Here is a 21,703-nt window from a genome sequence, read left to right on the forward strand (position 1 = left end):
ATGCAATACCGCCGTCTTGGCAAATCCGGCCTACAACTGTCTGCGCTGTCGTTCGGCGCCTGGGTCACCTTTGGCAAACAAGTGGCCCGTACGCAGGCGCGCGAGCTGCTGGCGCTGGCGCACGATCGCGGCGTCAACTTTTTCGACAACGCCGAGACCTACAACAACGGCGTGGCCGAGCAGGTGATGGGTGACGTACTGGCCGACCTGCGCTTCGCGCGCGACAGCTACTGCGTTTCCAGCAAGGTGTTCTTCGGTGCGTATGACAAGCCGCTGCCGACCCAGCGCGGGTTGTCGCGCAAGCATGTGATGGAGGCCTGCCAGCAGGCACTGCAGCGGTTGCGTGTCGACTATCTGGACCTGTATTTCTGCCATCGCCCCGATCCGGATACGCCGATCGAGGAAACCGTGGCGGCGATGGATACGCTGATCCGACAGGGCAAGGTGCTGTACTGGGGCACCAGCGAATGGCCGGCCGAGTCGATCCATGAAGCGCATCGCGTCGCCCGCGAGAACCACCTGTACGCACCCGTGATGGAGCAGCCGCAGTACAACTTGCTGCATCGCGAGCGGATGGAGGTGGAATATGCGTCGCTGTATGAGGCCTACGGCATGGGCACCACGATCTGGTCGCCGCTGGCGTCCGGTCTGCTCAGCGGCAAGTACAACGGCGGCGTGCCGGCCGACTCGCGGCTGGCCCAGCCCGGCTACGAGTGGCTGCGCGAGAGCGTGCTGGGCCACGGCGACGAACGCCTGGGCAAGGTACGCGCGCTGCAGCCGATCGCCGCGGAGCTGGGCACCAGCCTGGCGCAGCTGGCGATCGCCTGGTGCCTGCTCAATCCACACGTCTCCACGGTGATGCTCGGTGCCAGCCGGCGCGAGCAGCTGGAGCAGAACCTGGACGCACTGGATCTTGTGCCGCGACTCGATGCCGGGATCGTTCAACGCATCCGGCAGGTCGTGGAAGCGTCCTGAGGGATCGGCGCGCACGCTGCCGCTGCGACCGGCGGCCGGCGGCGAGCGGTTGAGCTTGCGCGTCCGGATGTCCGTGGGCTGTCCGCGGACAGTGGCGCGTCGGGCAGGGCGCGCCTCAAGTTGCTGAAAAGCATGGAATCATCTGGAAGTTTTCTTGTGGCACGCGGATTGCAGAGATCCTCGTGCAACCGCGCTGTACGCGGTCAGGAACGGCATGATGATTCGCGACACTTCCGCACAAGACCGCCTGGTCGAAGTCAAACCCAATCGCAAGCGCCAGCTGATCATGCTCGGTGCCGGCGTGATCGTGCTCGGCCTGCTGGCCTGGCTGGCGCCGGGGATCGGACGGCTGTTTTCAGCGTCGGCCTCGGTGAGCAGTTCGCGGCTGGCGTTCGCCACCGTCGAGCGCGGCCTATTCGTCAACGACATCGCGGCCGAAGGCAAGGTCGTTGCCGCGGTCAGCCCCACCTTGTATGCCACTTCCGGTGGCGCGGTGACGCTTAAGGTGCATGCCGGCGACACGGTGAAAATCGACCAGGTACTGGCCACCATCGTTAGCCCCGAGCTGACCAACAAGCTGGCGCAGGAACAAAGCAACGCCGACGCGATGGAAGTGGATTACCAGCGCGCGCAGATCGACGCGCGCAAGAAGCGCGGCGAACTGCAGAAGGCGTTCGACAACGCCAGGATCGACCTGCAGGCCGCCGAGCGCGACCTGGACCGCAACGAGAAAGCGTTCGCCAAGGGCGCGGTGCCGAACATGGACGTGGACCGTTCCAAGGACACCCTGCAGAAGGCGAAGATCACCCTGCAGCATGCGCAGGCGGATCTGGGCATGGACAACGCCAGCCTCAACTTCGACATCCAGTCCAAGAAGCTCGCGCATGAGCGCCAGCTGCTGCTGGTCAAGGATCTGCAGCGCCAGGTGGACGACCTCAACGTGAAGTCGCCGGTCGATGGCCAGGTCGGCCAGCTGTTCATCGCCGAACGCGCCACCGTGGCCAAGGACGCTCAGTTGCTCAGCGTGATCGACCTGTCGGCCCTGCAAGTGGAAATGCAGGTGCCGGAAAGCTTTGCGCGCTCGCTCGGCATCGGCATGACTGGCGAGATCAGCGGCAACGGGCATGTCTGGAAAGGCCTGGTCAGCGCGATCTCGCCGGAAGTGGTCAACGGCCAGGTGGCGGCGCGGTTGCGCTTCGACGGCGAGACACCGAAGCAGCTGCGGCAGAACCAGCGCCTGTCGGTGCGCGTGCTGCTGGACAAGCGCGACAACGTGCTGACCGTGCAGCGCGGCTCGTTCGTCGATGAATCCGGCGGCAGCTATGCCTACCTGGTGCGCGACGGCATCGCCACCAAGACCCCGATCCGCGTCGGTACCTCGAGCATCGACAAGGTGGAGATCCTCGACGGCCTCAAGGAAGGCGACCGCATCGTGATCTCCGGTACCGACAGCTTCAAGGGCGCGGCGACCGTCGCGATCAGCAACTGACGCAGTTTCACTCCCTCCCCCTGCCTGCAGGGGGAGGAGCAAAGACCATCACCACCACCGAGGAACAACCATGCTGAAGATGACCCACCTGTCCAAGGTCTACCGCACCGAAGTGGTGGAGACCTATGCGCTGCGCGATTTCAACATCGACGTGAAAGAGGGCGAATTCGTTGCCGTCACCGGCCCGTCCGGCTCCGGCAAGACCACCTTCCTGACCATCGCCGGTCTGCTGGAAACCTTCAGCGGCGGTGAGTATCACCTCGACGGCATCGAGGTGAGCAACCTCAACGACAACGCCCGCTCGAAGATCCGCAACGAGAAGATCGGCTTCATCTTCCAGGCATTCAACCTGATCCCCGACCTCAACGTGTTCGACAACATCGAGGTGCCGCTGCGCTACCGCGGCATGAAGGCCGCCGAGCGCAAGCAGCGGATCATGGATTCGCTCGAGCGCGTCGGCCTGGCCTCGCGCGCCAAGCACTACCCGGCCGAACTGTCCGGCGGTCAGCAGCAACGTGTGGCGATCGCCCGCGCGCTGGCCGGCTCGCCGCGTCTGCTGCTGGCGGATGAACCGACCGGCAACCTGGATACGCAGATGGCGCGCAGCGTGCTGGAGCTGCTCGAAGACATCCATCGCGAGGGCGCCACCATCGTGATGGTCACGCATGACCCGGAGCTGGCCGCGCGCGCGCAGCGCAACGTGCACATCATCGACGGCCAGGTGGTGGACCTGTCGGAGGATCCGCGCTTCCACACCGTGCACGCAGAGCACACCGGCACGACTGCCTGAGCCGGGCGCCACAAGGCGCCATGAAAACGCCCTCGGCACCGCCGAGGGCGCCGCAACCATCTCCGGAGAGTCACCGCCGCAATGTTCGCCTATTACCTCCAGCTTGGTCTGCGCAGCCTCCAGCGCAACCCCGTGCTTACCGCGCTGATGGTGATGGCGATCGGTTTCGGCGTGGCGGCGTCGATGACGACGTATTCGGTGTTCCTGGCCACCTCCAGCAATCCGATCCCGCAAAAGTCGTCGCAGCTGTATGCCGTGCAGGTCGACAACTGGGGGCCGGAGGATTCCGACAAGGGCGAGCCGCCGGACTCGCTCAACTACACCGACGCCATGGCGCTGATGGCTGCCCATCGCGCTCCCAGGCAGACGGCGTTGTATCCGGTCGGCGTCTCGGTGGTGCCGGATGACCAGAGCCAGCTGCCATCGCCGGAGAGTACGTACGCCACCTACGGCGACGCGTTTGCGATGTTCGATGTGCCGTTTCTCCACGGTAGCGGCTGGGGTGCGGCCGAGGACGATGCGCACGCCGCTGTGGCGGTGATCAGCCGCGTGCTCAACGACAAGCTTTTTCGCGGCGCCAACAGCGTGGGTCGCCAGATCAACCTGGATGGCCGCAACTACCGCATCACCGGCGTGATGGACAGCTGGGACCCGCAGCCGCTGTTCTTCGATGCGGTCAACACGTCCGGTTTCAGCGACCCGGTGCAGATCTTCATTCCCTTCACCCGCGCGGTGGAGCTGAAGATGGCCACCGCCGGCAACAACAACTGCAACCGGGATCCCGGTTTGGGCTGGGACGCCTGGCTGCATTCGGAGTGCATCTGGATCCAGTACTGGGCCGAGCTGCCGGATCGTGCGCAGGCCGTGGCCTATCGCCAGTACCTGCATGGCTACGCCGCCGAGCAGCAACGGGCCGGTCGCTTTCGCTGGGCGCCCAATGTGCGCCTGAGCAATGTCGAGCAATGGATGGACCATCTGAAGGTGGTGCCGCCGGAGGCGAAGATTTCACTGCTGGTCGCGCTCGGCTTCCTGCTGATCTGCCTGGTCAACACAGTCGGCCTGCTGCTGGCCAAGTTCATGCGCCGGGCGCCGGAAATCGGTGTGCGCCGGGCGCTGGGAGCGTCGCGCAAGACGGTTTATGCGCAGTTCCTGATCGAGGCGGCAACCGTCGGCTTGGCCGGTGGCGCGCTGGGGCTGCTGCTGACCGGCGTGGGCGTGCTGTGCGTTGGCCTGGTGTTCGATCCGCAGATCGCGCGCCTGGCCACGCTGGACCTGTCGCTGATTGCGCTGACGTTGCTGGTGGCGGTGCTGTCGACCGTGCTGGCGGCGTTCTACCCCACCTGGCGGGCGGCGCAAGTGCAGCCCGCCTGGCAACTGAAGTCCAACTGAGACGACCGCCATGCTGCACATCAAGCCCATCGTGGTCGCGCTCAAGAGGCACAAGGCCGGCACCGTCCTGATTGCGCTGCAGATCGCGCTGACCCTGGCGATCGTCTGCAACGCGCTGTTCATCATCCAGCAGCGGATCGGGCGGCTGTCCCGGCCCACCGGCATGGTGGAAAGCAATCTGCTGGCCATTCAGAACCGCTGGGTTGGTGTGGACGACAATGCCACGGGGCCGCTGATCAAGTCCGACCTGCAGGCCCTGCGACAGCTGGCCGGTGTCGAGGACGCGATTTCCACCAACTCCTTTCCGCTGCGCGGCGGTGGCTGGTCGATGGGGGTTCGCCATGATCCCGATGCCAAGAAGCCGGTCTCGTCCGCCGCCATCTATGCCGTCGACGATCATGCGCTGTCGACCATGGGGGCCAAGCTGATCGCCGGCCGCAATTTCCGCAGCGACGAGATCGTCTGGGTCGAACAGAAGGCCTACGCGGCATCACCGCAGATCATCATTACCAAGGCGCTGTCGGACAAGCTGTACCCGAACGGATCCGCGCTGGGCAAAACGGTCTACATCACCGACACGGCCAGGCCGAGCACGGTGATTGGCATCGTCGAGCATCTGCAGGTGCCATGGTCGGGCACCTGGAGCGACAGTTTCAGCGATTGCGTCGTGCTGGTACCCACCCAGCTCACCGGCAACTTCGGCAGCTATCTGATCCGCAGCAAGCCGGGCCAGCTCGCCGCCATCACCGCGACGGCGCCCAGGCTGCTGATCAAGAACAACCGCTTGCGCACCTTCAGCCGGGATCGTGGCGTGCGCACCTTCGAGACGGTGCGCGCGCAGGCTTACAAAAGTGACCGCGGCATCGCGCTGCTGATGGGTGTGGTGTGCGCGATGCTGCTGGCGATCACCGCCGCGGGCATCGTGGGCCTGACCAGTTTCTGGGTCGGCCAGCGGCGCCGCCAGATCGGCGTGCGCCGCGCGCTCGGCGCCACGCGGCACGACATCCTCGGCTACTTCCTCACCGAGAACCTGTTGATCGGTATCGCCGGCGTGGTGATCGGCGCGCTGCTGGCGATCGGCATCAACTTGTGGATGGTGACCCAGTTCGAAATGGCAAGGCTGTCGATGACGTATGTGGCTGCCGGGGTGGTGGCATTGCTGCTGCTGGGCCAGGGCGCGGTGCTGGCGCCGGCGTTGCGGGCATCGCGGGTATCGCCGGTAGAGGCAACGCGGTCGGTGTGAATGCTTTCCCCTGCTGGCGGCAGGGGGCTCGAACAAACGGAGTGCCGGAACATGTTCAGCTACTACCTGGAATTGGCGATGCGCAGCCTCAGGCGCAGCCCCGGCTTGACCTTGCTGATGGTCCTGGCGATCGGTTTCGGCGTGGCGGCATCGATGATCACCTGGTCGGTGTTCCGCGCGGTGTCGGGTGATCCGATTCCTGGCAAGTCCTCGCAGCTGTACACGGTGCTGGTCGACAACCGCGGCCCGCAATACAACGACGAGGGCGAGCCGCCGGAAGCGCTCACCTATACCGACGCCACCGCGCTGGTCGCGGCACGCAAGGCCGCGCATCAGACGCTGCTCTTCGATGTGGCGCCGTCGGTGCTGCCGGAGGGCAACCAGAGCATTCCGTTCATCGCCGACGGGTACGCCACCAACGCGGATTTCTTCGGCATGTTCGAGGTGCCGTTCGAGTACGGTGGCCCCTGGCACGCGAGCGACGACGAGGGGCGCGCCGCGGTGGCCGTGATCAGCCACGAACTCAACCAGCAGCTTTTCAACGGCGCCGACAGCGTGGGCCGCGAGATCACCATGGATCGGCATACGTACCGCGTCGTCGGCGTGACGGCGCACTGGGATCCGCAACCGCGCTACTACGACGTGTTCAGCGGCAACCAGTTCGGCGATCCGGTGCAGTTGTACCTGCCATTCACCCGTGCGGTCGACGTGGCGATGGATACCTCCGGACGCAACAACTGCGGCAGCAACGTGGATTTCGGCACCGGCCGTGATGCCTGGCTGCACGGCGAATGCGTGTGGGTGCCGGTATGGGTGGAGCTCGCCGATCAGGCCGCGGCGACAAGCTATCGCGAATTCCTCACCCGCTATGCCGCCGAGCAGCAACGTGCCGGCCGCTTTCACTGGGCACCGAACGTACGCCTGCGCGACGTCAACAACTGGCTCGACCACATGCATGTGGTGCCGCCGGAAAGCCGCATCTCGCTGATGGTCGCGCTGGGTTTCTTCGTGATCTGCCTGGTCAACACCATCGGCCTGTTGCTGGCCAAGTTCATGCGTCGCGCGGCGGAGATCGGGGTGCGTCGTGCACTCGGTGCGCCGCGCCGCGAGATATATCGCCAGTTCCTGATCGAGGCGGCCACGGTGGGCCTGGTCGGCGGCGTGCTCGGTCTGCTGCTGACGGCGCTGGGCATGTTCGGTGTCGGGCTGCTGTTCGAACCGGAGATCGCCCGGCTTGCGCATCTCGATTTCTCGCTGGTCGCGATGACCCTGCTGGTGGCGGTCGTGGCCACCGTGCTGGCTGCTTTCTACCCCACCTGGCGCGCCGCGAAAGTGCAGCCGGCGTGGCAGCTGAAATCCAACTGAGAGGAGGGCCGGACCATCATGCAGATCAAACCCATCCTCGCCGCGATGCGCCACCACAAGGCCGGCACCGTGCTGATTGCGTTGCAGATCGCGCTGACCCTGGCGATCGTCTGCAATGCGCTGTTCATCATCCACCAGCGCATGGCGCGGATGGCACGCCCAAGTGGCGTGGAGGAAACCAATCTGTTCGTGATCCGCAGCGACTGGGCCGACAAATCCGATCCGCAGCGCATCGACGTGCAGATGCAGGCCGACCTGATCGCCCTGCGCCAGCTCGGCAGCGTGCAGGATGCCGCGCCGGCCAACAGCTTTCCGCTGCACGGTACCGGCTGGGACAACTTCATCAAGCTGCAGCCCGACCAGGTCAAGATGACGACCGACTCGGCGATCTATTTCTCCGATGACCACACCTTGGCGACACTGGGCACGCACCTGATCGCCGGGCGCAATTTCACCGCGAGCGAGATCGGTGCCCAGCAACCACGTGACGCGATGCATTCCGCGCAGGTGATCATCAGCAAGGACCTGGCGCAGCGGCTGTATCCCGATGGTTCGGCGCTGGGCAAGACCATTTATGTGTCGATGGGAAACAAGCCATCCACCGTCATCGGCGTCACCGATACCTTGCAGGCGCACATGGTCGGCAGCTGGGCCGGTCCCTACGCGTACAACGCCGTGCTGGTACCGGCGCGACTGTTGAACGATTACACGTACTACCTGGTGCGCGCGCGGCCCAGCCAGCTTGCCGCCGCGCTGCGCGATGCGCCGAAGGCCCTGTATGCGCAAAGCCGTATGCGCATCATCGACCGCAAGGACGGCGTGATGACTTTCGCCCAGGTGCGCCAGCACGCCTACGAACGTGACGTTGGCATGGCGATCCTGATGGGCATCATCAGCGTGGTGCTGCTGGCGATTACCGCCGCCGGCATCGTCGGTCTGACCAGTTTCTGGGTCGGTCAGCGGCGCAAGCAGATCGGCGTGCGCCGCGCACTCGGCGCCACGCGTGGCGACATCCTCAACTACTTCCTCACCGAGAACCTGCTGATCGGCATCGGCGGCGTGCTGGTGGGTGCGGTGCTGGCGATCGGCATCAACCTGTGGATGGTGACCCAGTTCGAAATGGCGCGGTTGTCGCTGGGCTATGTCGTGGTCGGCGTGATCGCGTTGCTGTTGCTTGGCCAGGGCGCGGTGCTGGCGCCGGCGTTGCGTGCCTCGCACGTGTCGCCGGTGGAGGCGACGCGCTCGGTGTGATGCTCTTTCCTTCTCCCCTTTGGGAGAAGGTGCCCCGCGGGGTGGATGTGGGTTCCGATGGAGTGGATGTCCGCTCACACCGAACCCTCACCCCAACCCCTCTCCCGGTGGGAGAGGGGCTCAAATAACGGAGTACCGGAACATGTTCAGCTACTACCTCGAATTGGCATTGCGCAGCCTCAGGCGCAGCCCTGGCCTTACCGCGCTGATGGTGCTGGCGATCGGCTTCGGCGTGGCCGCGTCGATGACCACCTGGTCGGTGTTTCGCGCCGTGTCGGGTGACCCGATCCCGTGGAAATCGTCGCAGCTGTTCGTGCCGCAGATCGACATGTGGGGGCCGAAAGGTCGTGGCCCGAACAACAGTGACAATGAGCCGCCGGATGCGCTGGATTACACCGACGCGATGGCGTTGATGCGCGCGCATCGCGGCAAGCTGCAGTCGGCGATGTACCAGATCTCGCCGTCGGTGGTGCCGGCCGATGCCAGCAAGCATCCGATCAATGTCAGCGGGCACGCGGTCTACAGCGAATTTTTCCCGATGCTCGACGTGCCGTTTCTCTACGGCAATGGCTGGAGCGCGGACGACGATACCCAGCGCGCCGCCGTCGCCGTGATCAGCGGCAAACTCAACGACAAGTTGTTCGGCGGCGCCAACAGCGTGGGTCGCACGGTCAGCATCGAAGGCAAGGACTATCGGGTGGTCGGCGTGCTGGGCAACTGGAACCCGCAGCCGCGCTTCTACGACGTGGTCAACACCGGCGGCTTCTCCACCGGTGTGGAAGACGTGTTCATTCCCTTCGAGCGTGCCATCGCAATGAGCATCTCCAACGACGGCAATACCAATTGTAGCGAGACGCCTGCCGAATCGGGCTTCGTCGGCCTGCAGCGCTCCAGCTGCATCTGGCTCGCCTATATGGTCCAGCTCGATGACGCCGCCGCGGTCAGCGCCTATCGCTCCTGGCTGGACGGCTACGCGAAGGATCAGCAGAAAGCGGGCCGCTTCGGCTGGGCGCCGAACAACCGGCTGCGCGACGTGCCGGCCTTCCTCGACCACGAGCAGGTGGTGCCCAGCGACACCAAGGTATCGCTGTTGGTGGCGCTTGGCTTGCTGATCGTCTGCCTGGTCAACACTGCCGGGCTGCTGCTGGCAAAATTCCTGCGTCGCAGCAGCGAGATCGGCGTGCGCCGCGCCCTGGGTGCGCCGCGGCTGGCGATCTATGCGCAGTTCCTCACCGAGGCCGGCATGATCGGACTGGCCGGTGGCGTGCTGGGCCTGCTGCTGACCGGCGTCGGCGTGGCCAGCGTGAGCTGGGTGCTGCCCAAGGACATCGCGTCGCTGGCGCGGCTGGATTTCTCGCTGCTCGCGCTCACCCTGCTGGTCGCCGTCATCGCGACCACGCTGGCGGGGCTCTATCCCACTTTCCGTGCCTCACGCGTGCAACCCGCGTGGCAGCTCAAGAGCAATTGAGGATTACGTCATGACTCTGCATCCCATGATCGCGGCATTGCGCCGGCACAAGGCGGGCGTGGTGCTGATCGCACTGCAGATCGCGCTGACCCTGGCGATCGTCTGCAACGCGGTGTTCATCATCGGCCAGCGCATCGAGCGGGTGCATCGCCCGACCGGCCTGGACGAAAACAATCTGTTCCTGGTCAGCCAGCAATGGGTGGGTGCACCCAGCGGCGACGATCCAGGCAGCGTGGAAAAGCTCGACAGCATGCAGCAGGCCGATCTTGCCGCGTTGCGCGGGCTGCCGGACGTGGCTTCGGTGGCACCGATCAATTCGCTGCCGTTGCTCAATTCGTCATGGAACGGTGCGGTCGACCTCAAGCCGGGAGATAAGGGCCAGGGCAGCTTTCGTGGCACGCGCACGACCTATTACTTCAGTGACGAGCAGGCACTCTCCACCCTTGGCCTGCGCCTGGTAGCCGGCCGCAACTTCACCGCGGCCGACGTTGGGCACCAGGGTTTTCGCGACCAGGGCGAGCCGACGCAGGTGATCCTGACCAAGGCGCTCGGCGACAAGCTGTTTCCGAAGGGAGATGCGCTGGGCAAGGTGATCTTTCTCAATGGTGCGACGACGCCCACCACGATCATCGGCCTGGTGGAGCGGATGCAGGTGCCGGGCACCGGCAGCTGGACCAACGCGTTCGTGTGGAACGCGACGCTGGCGCCGACCCGGCTGGATGCCAATTTCGCGCGTTACGCCATCCGTGCCAAACCGGGCCGGCTGGACGCGGCGATGCGTGCGGTGACGCCCGCGCTGTATGCGACGAACCCGCTGCGCGTGCTCGACGACGACAGCGTCAAGTCGTTCGCCGACATCCGTGCCGAGGCTTATCGCGCCGACGTCGGCATGGCGATCCTGATGGGCGTGGTGTGTCTGATCCTGCTGGCGGTCACCGCCGCCGGCATCGTCGGCCTCACCAGCTTCTGGGTCGGCCAGCGGCATCGGCAGATCGGCGTGCGGCGTGCGCTGGGCGCACGCAAGATCGACATCCTGCATTACTTCCAGATCGAGAACCTGGTGATCGCCAGCGTCGGCGCGGTGATCGGATTGATGCTGGCGGTCGGTCTCAACCTGCTGCTCATGAAGAGTTTCGAGATGGACCGCCTGCCGGCGGCCTATGTACTGATCGGCATCGTCGTGGTGCTGGCGCTGGGGCAGGGTGCGGTGTTCGTGCCGGCGCGGCGCGCCTCCAACGTGCCGCCGGTGGTGGCGACGCGCGCGGCGTGATTGCTTGAACCCTCTCCCCAGCGATTGCATCGTCGGGGGAGAGGGAGTTCGGCACCTTCATGGAGTCAATGCAATGTTCGCCTACTACCTGGATCTTGCCCTGCACAGCCTGGCGCGCAACAAGGCGCTCACTGCGCTGATGGTGCTGGCGATCGCGCTGGGTATCGGCGCGAGCATGACCACGCTGACCGTGCTGCACGTGCTGTCGGGCGATCCGCTGCCGGGCAAGAGTGCGCAGCTGTATTACCCGCAAATCGACCCGCAGGACATCAAGGGGATGATGCCGAGCAAGGAGCCGCCGGAACAGGTCACGCTGATCGACGGTCTGAACCTGCTGCATGCGGCGCGCGCAGATCGCCAGGCGCTGATGTCTGGCGGATCGGCACCGCTGGATCCGGAAAAGGCCAACGTGGATCCGTTTTACGTGGAAACACGCTACACCACGACGGATTTCTTCCCGATGTTCGACGCACCGTTTCTGTTCGGTCACGCGTGGACGGCGGCGGACGATGAGGCGAAGGCGCGCGAGGTGGTGATCGCGCGCGCGCTCAACGACAAGTTGTTCGGCGGTGCCAACAGCGTGGGCCGCACGTTGCGCATGGCCGGCGTCGATTGGCGTGTCGTCGGCGTGCTCGACAAGTGGCAGCCAAATCCGCATTTCTATGATCTCAACACCGGCTCCTACGCTTATGGCGAGCAGGTGTTCCTGCCGCTGCAGACCATGCTGGAGCTGGGGCTGGATCGAAATGGATCGACCGATTGCTGGGGCAATGGTGGCGGTGGCGTCGGCAGCATCCTGCCTTCGGACACCTGCGTGTGGCTGCAGTTCTGGGCGCAACTGGACAGCCCCGCGAAAGCAGCCGCATACAAGGAGTTTCTGGTGCACTACTCGCAGGACCAGAAGGCGCTGGGTCGTTTTCAGCGCGCGCCGAACGTGCGCTTGCGCAACGTGATGCAGTGGCTCGATTACCAGATGGTGGTACCCGACGACGTGCGCTTGCAGAACGGACTGGCGTTCGGCTTCCTGCTGGTGTGCCTGGTGAACACGGTGGGGCTGATGCTGGCCAAGTTCATGCGCCGGGCGGGCGAGCTCGGCGTGCGCCGCGCGCTGGGTGCGTCGCGGCGTGCGCTGTTCACGCAGCTGTTGATCGAATCTGGCGTGATCGGTCTGGTCGGCGGCATCGGTGGCCTGCTGCTGGCGCTGTTCGGGCTGTGGCTGGTGCGGCAGCGACCGTCTGCCTATGCCGCGCTTGCACACCTGGATCTGAGCATGCTGTTCATCACCTTCGTGCTGGCGCTGTGCGCCACCGTGCTGGCCGGCCTGCTGCCCGCCTGGCGCGCCTGCCAGATCGCACCCGCGCTGCAATTGAAGAGCAACTGAGGTGAGCATGGACATTCTTCCGATCCTTTCCACGCTGCGCCGGCACAAGCTCACGTCCTGGCTGCTGATCCTGGAAATCGCGCTGACCTGCGCCATCGTCTGCAATGCGGTGTTTCTGATTGGTCAGCGTCTGCAGCGCATGGACATGCCCAGCGGCGTGGCCGAGCACGAGTTGCTGCAGATCCAGGTTGCCGATGTGACCGCGCCATCCAATCCATACGCCCGCATGGCGGAGGACGTGGCGGTGCTCAGGCAGGTGCCGGGGGTGATCTCGGTGGCTTCCTCCAACCAGGTACCGTTCGGCACTTCGTCGTCGAACGGCAACATCCGGCTCGACCCGGCGCAGCCCGAGCGCACACTCTTCGCCACCACCTACTTCGGCGAAAACCTGGTGCAGACGCTGGGCACACGGCTGGTGTCCGGGCGCGACCTGAAGCCTGATGATTTCGTCGACGTGGAGACAGCGATGAAGGGGCTCGGCAACGGCGACAGCAAGAGCCTGCCGCACGTGACCTTGATCACTCGGACCCTCGCCGAGCGCTTATGGCCGGGACAGAACCCGCTGGGTCGTGTCATCTACCTCACTCCCGTGGTGGGCCTGCGCGTGGTCGGCGTGGTGGACAGCCTGGTGCGACCGAATGCCTACGACAAGGCCAAGGCGCAGTACACCATGGTGGTGCCGATACGCATGGGAGCGAACAAAGACCAGAGCTACCTGATCCGCACCCGCCCGGAAGATCGCGCGAGCGTCATGGCCGCCGTGCTGGTTGCGCTGAAGAAGGCCGATCCGCAGCGCGGGGTCACCACCAAGCGCAGCTTCGATGACGTGCGCCGGAAGTTTTTTCAGGACGACCGCGCGATGGCCGGCATGCTGGTCGGCGTGATCGCAGCATTGCTGATCGTCACTGCGCTGGGCATCGTCGGCCTGGCCAGCTTCTGGGTAGCGCAGCGCCGCCGCACCATCGGCGTGCGTCGCGCGCTCGGTGCCACCCGCCGCGACATCCTCAACTACTTCCAGACCGAGAACTTCCTGCTCGCCACCATCGGCATCGCGCTCGGCATGCTGCTGGCCTACGGCATCAACCTGTTCCTGATGCTGCACTACGAATTGCCCAGACTTCCAGCCGTCTATTTCCCGGTCGGCGCGATCTCGCTGTGGCTGATCGGGCAGCTGGCAGTGCTAGGCCCTGCGCTGCGCGCCGCGGCGGTGCCGCCGGTGGTGGCGACGAGGTCGGTGTGATGCAACCCATGATTGGAGTCTGACGGATGTTTGCCTATTACCTCGACCTGGCCTTGCGCAGTCTCAGGCGCAACAAGGTCCTCACCACGCTGATGGTGCTGGCGCTCGCGCTGGGCATCGGCGCCACGATCACCACGCTGACCGTGCTACGGCTGCTCTCCGGCGATCCGCTGCCACAAAAGAGCGCGCAGCTGTTCTACCCGCAACTCGATCCGAATGAGAAGGACGGCTACATCGCCGGACAGACCGAGCCGGCGCCGACGATGACCTATGTCGATGCGATGAACCTGTTGCACGCGCACCGCGCCACCCGCCAGGTGGCGATGGCGCTGAGCCAGGCGAAGGTTCTGCCGCAGCAGGGTGGCGACCATCCGTTCTTCAGCGACGCGGTGATGACCACGGCGGATTTCTTTGCGATGTTCGATGCTCCGTTCCAGTACGGCAACGGATGGGCCGCCGCGGACGACGACAGCGGCGCGCAACTGGTGGTGATCGCCGGCTTCCTCAATGACAAGCTGTTCGGTGGTGCCAACAGCGTGGGCAAGACCATTCGCCTGAACGATCGTGACTTCCGCATCGTGGGCGTGCTGAAACCGTGGGCGCCGCAGCCGCGCTTCTACGCGCAGGACCTGGGCGGCCGCAGTTACGGCGACGGCGATGCGGTGTTCCTGCCGTTGCGGACTGCGCGCGCGGTCGACATGGGCCCGCAGGACACCGAATGCTACGCGGCCGTCACCGACATCAAGCACCTGGAAACGGCACCCTGCATGTGGCTCGGTGTCTGGGTGGAGCTGGTCGATGACGCCGCCGTGGCCGGCTACAAATCCTTCCTGTCCAGCTACGCGCAGCAGCAGATCGCGCAGGGCCGCTTCCAGCGACCCGAGACGGCGCTGCTCGATCTGATGGGATGGCTGCGCGACCAGCAGGTGGTGCCCGACGATGTGCGCCTGCAGGCCGGGCTGGCATTCGGCTTCCTGCTGATCTGCGTGGTCAACACGGTCGGCCTGCTGCTGGCCAAATGCCTGCGCCGCTCGCAGGAGATCGGCGTGCGTCGTGCGCTGGGCGCCACCCGGCGCGAGATCTTCACCCAGTTCATGGTCGAGGCGGCCATCGTCGGCATGGCCGGCGGCGTGCTGGGCCTGCTGTTCGCCGAGCTCGGCCTGTTGGGCATCCGTCACCAGCCGGCGGAATACGCCAGCCTCGCCCATCTCGATCTGGGCATGTTCCTTTTCACCTTCGTCGTCGCCCTGGGCGCCAGCCTGATCGCCGGCATCCTGCCGGCCTGGCGCGCGTGCGTGCTGGCGCCGGCCCCGCAACTGAAAGCTGCCTGAGGTGGCCATGGAAATCCGTCCCATCTTCGCCAGCCTGCGCAAGCATCGCATTCCCGCCTGCCTGATCGTGCTGGAGATCGCGCTGGCCTGCGCGGTGCTGTGCAACGCCGTGTTCATGATCAGCCAGCGCGTGTCCGACATCCATCTCGGCAATGCGATCGACGAGCAGGGCACCGCCACGGTGGTCCTTCGCGGCACCGACGACAAGCTGGTCGGCAGCGACATTCCGCGCAACCTTGCCGCGCTGCGTGGCATCGCCGGCGTGCAGGCGGTGGCGGTGACCAGCACGCTGCCGCTCAGCCACAACAACTGGGGCTGGAGTTTCGGCCTCGATCCCGACGCCACTATCAGCGACCAGAAGAGCCACAACGTCTCGCTGTACTTCGTCGGTGAGGGTGCCGACCAGGCGCTGGGCTTGCGCCTGCTGCAGGGGCGTTTCTTCAACGGCGATGAATACGCCGGCAGCAAGTTCGACACGGCGCCGTTGCCGGAAACCCACGTGGTCGTGATCACCCAGAGCCTGGCCAAGAAGCTGTGGCCGGGGCAGTCGGCGCTGGGCAAGACGCTGTATTCGATGCCGCACTACTACGCCGTGATCGGCGTGGTGGCCGACGTGCTGCGCCCGGCGATCGGCACCCACTCCGGGCCGTACACCTACGACAGCACGTATTACCCGATCAGCGCCGGCGGCTCCAAGGGCGTGCTGGCCTACTATGTGATCCGCAGCGCGCCGCAGGATCGCGAGCGCATCCTGCGCGAGGCCGAGCAGAAGCTGGCCAGTCTCAATCCTGGCGCAGTCACCAAGGCCCAGACCTACAGCGACATCCGCGAGAAGTACTTCGCCGACATGAGCAGCATGGCCTGGATGCTGGTGCTGGTGTGCGTGGTGATGCTGGCGGTGACGGCCTTCGGCATCGTCGGCCTGACCAGCTTCTGGGTCGGCCAGCGACGCCGACAGATCGGCATCCGCCGTGCGGTGGGCGCCACGCGCGGACACATCATGCAGTACTTCCAGACCGAGAACCTGCTGCTGACCAGCGTCGGCGTGGTCGTTGGCATGGCGCTGGCCTTCGGCATCAATCTTTATCTGATGCAGCACTACGAAATGTCGCGCATGCCCTGGTACTACCTGCCGGGCGGTGCGCTGGCGCTATGGCTGCTGGGCCAGGCGTCGGTATTCGGGCCGGCGCAGAAAGCGGCCTCCGTACCACCGGTGGTGGCGACGAGGTCGGTGTGATGCAAATCGTTATTGGAGCCTGAAAAAATGTTTGCCTATTACCTCGACCTGGCCTTGCGCAGCCTCAAGCGCAACAAGGTACTCACCGCGCTGATGGTGCTAGCCATTGCCGTAGGCATCGGCGCCAGCATGACCACGCTGACGGTGGTGCACCTGTTGTCCGGCGACCCGATACCCGGCAAGAGCGGCGTGCTGTTTTTCCCGCAGGTCGATCCGGAGAATCCCGCCAGGGCGGACCACACTGAACCCTATCCCGCCATGGACTATCGCTCGGCGACGGACCTGTGGAACGCGCACCGCGCCGACCGTCAGGCTCTCGTCACCAGCAGTCCCGTGAAAGTGCGGGCGCCGGAAACGGGGCGCCCGCCGCTGATCCTGAGCATGCTTTCCACGACTGCGGATTTCTTCCCGATGTTCGAGGTGCCGTTCCAGTACGGCTCCGGCTGGAGTGCTCAGGACGATGCGAGCCACGCTCGCGTGGCCGTGATCTCGGCCGATCTGAACGCCAAGCTGTTCGGCGGCGCCAACAGCGTCGGCCGCAGCCTGCGGGTGCGCGACACCGACGTGCGCATTGTCGGCGTGCTCAAGCCGTGGCGGCCCACACCGCTGTTCTACGACCCGTGGAGCCAGAACTTCAGCAAGACGGAAGACGTATTCGCGCCTTTCGCCAGCAGTATGGAAATCAACGAGGGCAACTTCCAGGCCTATACCTGCTGGCATGTGCCGGACGACACGCACCATCTGCAGAACTCGGATTGCGTGTGGGTATGGCTGTGGGTGGAACTGGACAGCCCAGCGAAGGCCAACTCCTACGCGCGCTTCGTGACCGATTACGCGGAGCAGCAGAAGGCGATGGGGCGTTTTGCGATAGGCAAGGAGCACGTCCGGGTGCGCGATGTGATGACGATGCTGACTGCCCGCGGCATGGTGCCGGACGACGTGCGCCTGCAGGCGTGGCTGGCATCCGCATTTCTCGCCATCTGCCTGTTCAACGCGGTGGGTCTGCTGCTGGCGAAATTCCTGCGCCGAAGCGGCGAGATCGGCGTGCGCCGCGCGCTTGGTGCAAGCCGCCGCGCGATTTTCTCGCAGTGTCTGGTCGAAGCTGGCGTGATCGGTCTGCTGGGTGGCTTCTTCGGCTGGCTGCTGACCCTGACCGGCTTGTGGCTGGTGCGTCAGCAGCCGGTGGATTACGCGCATCTCGCGCATGTGGATACCGTCATGTTCCTAACTACGTTTGTGACGGCGGTCGCGACCAGCCTGCTGGCCGGGCTGATCCCCGCGTTGCGGGCCAGTCGCGTGGTTCCCGCCTGGCAACTCAAGGCGCTGTGAGGAGAACGCATATGCAGATTCGACCCATACTCGCCGCCCTGCGCCGCCACCGGCTTGCCACGTTGCTGATCGCGATGGAGGTCGCGTTGGCCTGCGCAGTGCTGTGCAACGCCTGCTTCTTGGTGGCCCAGCGCTGGAAGTTGATCCAGACGCAGAGTGGCGTCGACGAAAACTCGCTGGCCGTATTGACTGTAAATGGCTTCGAGCCGACCCAGGCCGCGGATGTCAACGCCCGCATGCTGGCTGGCCTGCGTGCGATACCAGGCATGCAAGCGGTCACCCTGATCAGCCAGGTGCCGTTCGGACCGCAAGCAGGCGCTGCGGGCATTTCGCGCGATGCCGACAGTTTCAAGAACACGATTGGTATCGTGGATTTCGTGCTGGCCGAGCCGGGTACGTTCCAGGTCTTGGGCCTGAAACTGGTCGAGGGCCGCATGCCGCAGGCGGACGATTATCGTCCCGCCACCAATTTCGCTCCCATGGACGCGCAGGTGCTGGTGAGCCGCGCGCTGGCAGAACACGCCTGGCCGGGAGAAAGCCCGATCGGCAAGGAATTCTGGTGCGACAAGCTTCACTTCCGCGTGATGGGCGTGGTCGACCATTTTGCGCGTGCGCATCCGCGCGAATGGGGCGCGCAGGCGGCGGAGTGGACGGTGTTCACCCCGACGCTGCCCGGAGGTTCACTGGCCGGCACGTATCTGCTGCGGGCCAGTCCGGCCGATCTGCCGCGCGTGCTGCGCACCGCGCGCGATGCCGTGGCGAAGATCGCGCCGGACGTGGTGCTCGATCAGGAAAACAGCCAGACCATCACCGATCTGCGCACGGACTACTTCAAGTCCGACCGCATCATGATCGACCTGCTGATCGGCGTGATCGTCACCATGCTTGGCGTCACCGCGCTGGGCATCGTCGGCCTGGCCAGTTTCTGGGTGCAGCAGAGACGCCGGCAGATCGGCGTGCGGCGTGCGCTGGGCGCCACCCGCGGCGACATCCTGCGCTATTTCCAGACCGAGAATTTTCTGATCGTCACCGGCGGCATCCTGCTCGGCATGCTGCTGGCATTCGCGTTGAACCTGGCGCTGATGACGCACTACGAGCTGCCGCGCCTGCCGCTGTACTACCTGCCGATCGGCGCGCTGGTGCTGTGGGGTCTGGGCCAGCTGGCGGTGCTCGGCCCCGCGCTGCGCGCGGCCGCAGTGCCGCCGGTGGTGGCGACACGGTCGGTGTGATTGCTTGAAGCCCTCTCCCTCGACGTTGCCGGGGAGAGGGAGTTTGAAGCTCAATGGAGTACACGGAATGTTCGGTTATTACCTCGACATCGCACTGCGCAGCCTCAGGCGCAACCCGGTGCTCACCGCACTGATGGTGCTGGCGATCGGTCTGGGCATTGGCGCCAGCATGACGATGATCACCGTGCTGCACGTGATGACGGACGATCCCATGCCGAGGCGCAGTGGACAGTTGTTCTATCCGCATTTGAATCCGCTGCCGCTGGATTACAGGCAGAGTGGCGATGGCCCCGATCCCAGTGACAACCTTACTTGGCCGGACGCGGTGGCCTTGCTTAAGGCGCACCGGGCGGAAAGGCAGGCGGCGATGGCCGGCGCAGAGCTGTTGTTGCGCCCGGGGCGACCGGGTACGCGGCCGTTCAATATCCACGGCCGTTATGCCACGGCGGATTTCTTTGCGATGTTCGGGGTGCAGTTCGCGCAAGGTCAGGGCTGGACCGCGGCGGACGATGATGCGCGCGCACACGTGGTGGTGCTCGGCAACACGCTCAGTCGCAAGCTGTTCGGCGGCGCCGACGGTATCGGTCAGAGCGTGCGGCTGGGCGAGCATGATTTCCGCGTGGTCGGCGTGGTCGGCGACTGGCAGCCACAGCCGGTGTTCTACACCGACGCTGCGGCCAACCGCTTCGGCGAGGCCGACCAGTTCTTCCTGCCGCTGTCCACGGCGGTGGACCTGAAGCTGGATGTGAACGGCAATTTCAGCAGCTGGGGCGAGGACCAGGCCGACACCCGGATGGTCAGCGCCAGCACGACCTGGCTGCAATTCTGGGTGCAGTTGCGGGATCCGGCGCAGGTCGCGGCCTATCACCAGTTCATGGTCGATTATTCTGCGCAGCAGAATGCGCTGGGCCGTTTCCAGCGGCCGCCGACCGATGCGAAACTCTATGGCCTGATGGCATGGCTCGGGCATCAGGATCTGGTGCCGAACGACGTGCGCCTGCAGCTGTGGCTGGCGCTGGGCTTTCTGCTGGTGTGCATGACCAACATCGTGGCGCTGCTGCTGGCTAAGTTCCTGCGCCGCAGCGGCGAGATCAGCGTGCGCCGTGCACTGGGCGCGCGGCGGCGCGATATCTTCCTGCAGCTGGGCATCGAGTCGGCGGTCATCGGCTTGGCGGGTGGAGTGCTCGGACTGCTGATCGCACAGCTTGGATTGTGGAGCGTGCGACATCGTCCCGACGATTACGCACAGCTGGCGCAGATGGACGTCTCCATGTTGCTCGGCACGTTCGTATTGGCGATTGCCGCCAGTGTGCTGGCCGGCCTGTTGCCGGCATGGCGCGCGTGCCGCGTGGCCCCGGCGCTGCAACTGAAGACCCTGTGACGCGGACGGATAACGACATGCAACTGCGCCCGATTCTTTCCAGCCTGCGTCACCACAAGCTCACCGCATTGCTGCTGATGCTGCAGGTGGCCCTCACCTGCGCCATCGTCTGCAACGTGGTGTTCATGATCGCCAACCGCGTGGGCCAGGTCACCCTGCCTAGCGGGCTGGCCGAGAGCGAGCTGTCGATGGTGCAGGTTATCGGTATCGACAAGAACGAAAACGCACAGGCGCGGCATGCTGCGGATCTTGCCGCACTGCGAGCGATACCCGGAGTGACTGCCGCAGTGGCGGTCGATTCGCTGCCGCTGAGCCGCAGCGATTCCAGCTATGGCACCTGTGACAGCCTGGAAACCTTCATCCGTGCCATGGCCGCCCGGTCAATGGAAGACAACAGCGGCTGCGTGCAGCCGAGCGTCTACAGCGGTACGCCGGGCGAACTGGCAGCATTGGGCCTGAAGCTGGTCGGCGGGCGTGATTTCCTTGCAGACGAATATGCGCAGGCAGCTCCCGGCTGGACCGTGGCGAATGTGCCCAGTGCCATCATCAGTCGAGCGCTGGCCGAGCGGCTGTACCACGGACGGGATGCGCTGGGTCGCAGTCTCTACATGGGCGGTCGTCCGCCGATGCGGGTGGTCGGCGTTGTTGATACCTTGCTGCGTCCGCGCCTGCGCACGCCGGACGTCAACCAGTACAGCGTGCTGGTGCCGTCGGTGCCCGGCGATAACGAGGTGACCTACGTACTACGCAGTACGCCAAAGGATCGCGAGCGGGTGTTGGCTGCTGCCGCCAATGCATTGACTGGGCTCGATCCCGACCGCCTCATCCCACCCGACAGGATGCGCACTTATGCAGAGATGCGCGAGCAGTACTTCCGGCACGACACTACCATGATCAGCCTGCTGCTGGCATCGGCGCTCGGGCTGCTGTTCGTCACGGCGCTGGGTATTACCGGACTGGCGAATTTCTGGGTGCAGCAGCGTCGTCGCAGCATCGGCATTCGCCGCGCTATCGGTGCCAGCCGCGGTGACATCTTGCGCTACTTCCAGGCCGAGAACTTCCTGATCGTCGGCGGCGGCATCGTGCTGGGCATGCTGCTGGCGTTCGCATTGAACCTGATCCTCATGCAGCACTACGAATTGCCGCGACTGCCGCTGTACTACCTGCCGATCGGCGCACTGCTGCTGTGGGCGCTTGGTCAGCTGGCGGTGCTCGGCCCCGCGCTGCGCGCGGCGGCGGTACCGCCGGTGGTGGCGACGAGATCGGTATGAATAGTGAGTTTTCGGGTATACGCATGACGATAGTCATGGCAACCTTTATGGTCGGAGCGGCATC

17 protein-coding genes are annotated in these 21,703 nt (G+C 65.1%); all 17 read left to right on the top strand.

Annotation, left to right across the window (positions count from 1 at the left end; genetic code table 11):
• The 17 genes from EAH75_RS13100 to EAH75_RS13180 all read left to right on the top strand — a co-directional run bounded on the left by EAH75_RS13100 (position 1) and on the right by EAH75_RS13180 (position 21,639).
• The gene (locus EAH75_RS13100) at positions 1 to 975 is read left to right on the top strand and encodes a potassium channel beta subunit family protein (protein ID WP_140805748.1); all 975 of its coding nucleotides are present in this window, start codon (positions 1 to 3) and stop codon (positions 973 to 975) included.
• A gap of 217 nt (positions 976 to 1,192) precedes the next feature.
• On the top strand, positions 1,193 to 2,464 hold the full coding sequence (locus tag EAH75_RS13105) for an efflux RND transporter periplasmic adaptor subunit (protein WP_140652469.1): 1,272 nt from the start codon (positions 1,193 to 1,195) through the stop codon (positions 2,462 to 2,464).
• A 70-nt stretch (positions 2,465 to 2,534) separates the two neighbouring features.
• The gene (locus tag EAH75_RS13110; protein WP_140652117.1) at positions 2,535 to 3,254 is read left to right on the top strand and encodes an ABC transporter ATP-binding protein; all 720 of its coding nucleotides are present in this window, start codon (positions 2,535 to 2,537) and stop codon (positions 3,252 to 3,254) included.
• An 81-nt stretch (positions 3,255 to 3,335) separates the two neighbouring features.
• Positions 3,336 to 4,643: an ABC transporter permease gene (locus EAH75_RS13115; protein WP_140805750.1), complete on the top strand. Its 1,308-nt coding sequence runs from the start codon at positions 3,336 to 3,338 to the stop codon at positions 4,641 to 4,643.
• A gap of 10 nt (positions 4,644 to 4,653) precedes the next feature.
• Positions 4,654 to 5,886, top strand: a complete 1,233-nt coding sequence (locus EAH75_RS13120; RefSeq protein WP_140805752.1) for an ABC transporter permease — start codon at positions 4,654 to 4,656, stop codon at positions 5,884 to 5,886.
• A 51-nt stretch (positions 5,887 to 5,937) separates the two neighbouring features.
• The gene (locus EAH75_RS13125) at positions 5,938 to 7,251 is read left to right on the top strand and encodes an ABC transporter permease (protein ID WP_140805754.1); all 1,314 of its coding nucleotides are present in this window, start codon (positions 5,938 to 5,940) and stop codon (positions 7,249 to 7,251) included.
• An 18-nt stretch (positions 7,252 to 7,269) separates the two neighbouring features.
• Positions 7,270 to 8,502 carry an ABC transporter permease gene (locus tag EAH75_RS13130; protein ID WP_140805756.1) on the top strand — a complete coding sequence of 411 codons (1,233 nt, stop codon included), beginning with the start codon at positions 7,270 to 7,272 and terminating at the stop codon, positions 8,500 to 8,502.
• 142 nt (positions 8,503 to 8,644) lie between these two features.
• A complete protein-coding gene (locus EAH75_RS13135) occupies positions 8,645 to 9,970 on the top strand; it encodes an ABC transporter permease (protein ID WP_140652128.1) in 1,326 nt (441 codons plus the stop codon).
• Positions 9,971 to 9,980: 10 nt separating this feature from the next.
• Complete coding sequence (locus EAH75_RS13140; protein ID WP_140805758.1) at positions 9,981 to 11,240, top strand: ABC transporter permease; 1,260 nt, start codon at positions 9,981 to 9,983, stop codon at positions 11,238 to 11,240.
• Between the two features lie 73 nt (positions 11,241 to 11,313).
• Positions 11,314 to 12,621 carry an ABC transporter permease gene (locus EAH75_RS13145; RefSeq protein WP_140805760.1) on the top strand — a complete coding sequence of 436 codons (1,308 nt, stop codon included), beginning with the start codon at positions 11,314 to 11,316 and terminating at the stop codon, positions 12,619 to 12,621.
• 7 nt (positions 12,622 to 12,628) lie between these two features.
• Positions 12,629 to 13,861 carry an ABC transporter permease gene (locus EAH75_RS13150; RefSeq protein ID WP_140805762.1) on the top strand — a complete coding sequence of 411 codons (1,233 nt, stop codon included), beginning with the start codon at positions 12,629 to 12,631 and terminating at the stop codon, positions 13,859 to 13,861.
• A 26-nt stretch (positions 13,862 to 13,887) separates the two neighbouring features.
• Entirely contained in the window at positions 13,888 to 15,192 is a 1,305-nt protein-coding gene (locus EAH75_RS13155) for an ABC transporter permease (RefSeq protein ID WP_140805764.1), read from the top strand.
• 7 nt (positions 15,193 to 15,199) lie between these two features.
• Positions 15,200 to 16,429, top strand: a complete 1,230-nt coding sequence (locus EAH75_RS13160; protein WP_140805766.1) for an ABC transporter permease — start codon at positions 15,200 to 15,202, stop codon at positions 16,427 to 16,429.
• A gap of 27 nt (positions 16,430 to 16,456) precedes the next feature.
• Complete coding sequence (locus EAH75_RS13165) at positions 16,457 to 17,758, top strand: ABC transporter permease (RefSeq protein WP_140805768.1); 1,302 nt, start codon at positions 16,457 to 16,459, stop codon at positions 17,756 to 17,758.
• A gap of 11 nt (positions 17,759 to 17,769) precedes the next feature.
• On the top strand, positions 17,770 to 18,987 hold the full coding sequence (locus EAH75_RS13170; RefSeq protein WP_140805770.1) for an ABC transporter permease: 1,218 nt from the start codon (positions 17,770 to 17,772) through the stop codon (positions 18,985 to 18,987).
• A 67-nt stretch (positions 18,988 to 19,054) separates the two neighbouring features.
• The gene (locus tag EAH75_RS13175; RefSeq protein ID WP_140805772.1) at positions 19,055 to 20,368 is read left to right on the top strand and encodes an ABC transporter permease; all 1,314 of its coding nucleotides are present in this window, start codon (positions 19,055 to 19,057) and stop codon (positions 20,366 to 20,368) included.
• Positions 20,369 to 20,385: 17 nt separating this feature from the next.
• On the top strand, positions 20,386 to 21,639 hold the full coding sequence (locus tag EAH75_RS13180) for an ABC transporter permease (protein ID WP_140805774.1): 1,254 nt from the start codon (positions 20,386 to 20,388) through the stop codon (positions 21,637 to 21,639).
• Positions 21,640 to 21,703: the final 64 nt, after the last annotated feature.

This window comes from Rhodanobacter glycinis, assembly GCF_006438785.1.
Taxonomy (GTDB): Bacteria; Pseudomonadota; Gammaproteobacteria; order Xanthomonadales; family Rhodanobacteraceae; genus Rhodanobacter; species Rhodanobacter glycinis_A.